Below are 1,329 nucleotides of genomic sequence, written 5' to 3'. Positions count from 1 at the left end.
TTTGTATACAACCAGCTCTTTTCATATACAATTATTGGATAAAAGGATCGTATTTACTCATTTAAACTACATCATTTATGTACCATCCAAGGAGGACCTATGTCAAAAAATAAAAAACGATTATTAATCGCAAGCATTGGATCTGCTTTATTAATGGGAGGCTGCTTAAATATGGACACATCAAACACAAATCAAAACGAGGAAAAACCAAAAGCTACAAGCAATAATACCCAAACCGATGAACGGTACGTTAGTGTTCAAGATTATACCGGTGAAGGTTATCGTATGAAGGGCGGCGAGGAAGAAGAAAAGATTGCGAAAAAAAACAGAGAAGAAATTGAAAAGGCTGTTAAAGAGTTTTTCCTAGATAAATATAAAACAGAAGTTGAAGTACAGCATATGATTGGTGCAGATGGTGCCGCTACTGTTTTTGTAAAATCAAAAGGACTTCTCAATTTCCATACATATGCGATCGTTCCTATTAACGACAAAGAAAACAAGGTTTTTTATAACAAGGTTGGGTCAGAAGACGGAGCTGTGGAGAGGTCTATACAATCAGCACTTTATCAAATAGTAAACGAAGAAGCATTTACTAATCTTCAAAAACTTACAGATGATTTTTCAAAAAAATATCCTATCGTTGGAGAGAATCCTGAGCTTACACGGAAGTTTGCATATACTGGATATGTTACACCTTGCTTCTATTTAAATGTTCGTAACGACTCCCTTAAACCTTTATTAGAAGCCTACTTAGATAATCCAGTTATAACAAAAAATGAGATTATAAACATTTACAATAATTCTATCAAATTGAAACCTGATGATATTCTTGTTTCTATCCAATTTTTCATGAAGGAAAAAAGTGCAAAACCAGATGTTAATGTTTTTAACAAAATCAGTGAAGAGATTAAAAACGCTAATAACATCCCTGATGGATCCTACAGGATTCATCTGCACGATAATTATGTAAACAAACTTTCTGGCCTTGGAAGTAAAAAAGGCTCTCTTGATACAAATTATAACCACCTAATAGTGAAGGAGTAAGCGGGTTTATCAAAGTATATAGATTGTTTTGATAAAAAAATCCCACTATGCTGTAATCTGCACTTTCTCGATTAAGTAATGAATCCTATACAATCAACTTCATATTTATAAAGCCATTAGTTTAGGCCTTTGTTACTGTTTATTGCTTGATAAGCATAGACAGTTACCATGTTAATATACAATCAATCCCTTTTCTTATACAATTATTGGATAAAAGGGTCGTATTTACTCATATTTAAACTACATCATTTATGTCCAAGGAGGACCTATGTCAAAAAATAAAAA

At 32.6% G+C, this 1,329-nt stretch carries 1 protein-coding gene; it reads left to right on the top strand.

Annotated elements, in window-relative coordinates:
* Positions 1 to 99 precede the first annotated feature (99 nt).
* On the top strand, positions 100 to 1,044 hold the full coding sequence (locus tag BQ5796_RS15730; RefSeq protein ID WP_071461336.1) for a DUF1672 family protein: 945 nt from the start codon (positions 100 to 102) through the stop codon (positions 1,042 to 1,044).
* The last annotated feature ends 285 nt before the right edge of the window (positions 1,045 to 1,329 follow it).

It is taken from the genome of Bacillus massilinigeriensis (assembly GCF_900111815.1).
GTDB classification, from domain to species: Bacteria; Bacillota; Bacilli; order Bacillales; family Cytobacillaceae; genus Mesobacillus_C; species Mesobacillus_C mediterraneensis.
This window is presented reverse-complemented; position numbering and strand designations above follow the sequence as displayed.

What these genes read in the sequence shown, in the direction of transcription:
- BQ5796_RS15730 (WP_071461336.1), top strand. Translation starts at nt 100, where the DNA reads ATGTCAAAAAATAAAAAACGATTATTAATCGCAAGCATTGGATCTGCT.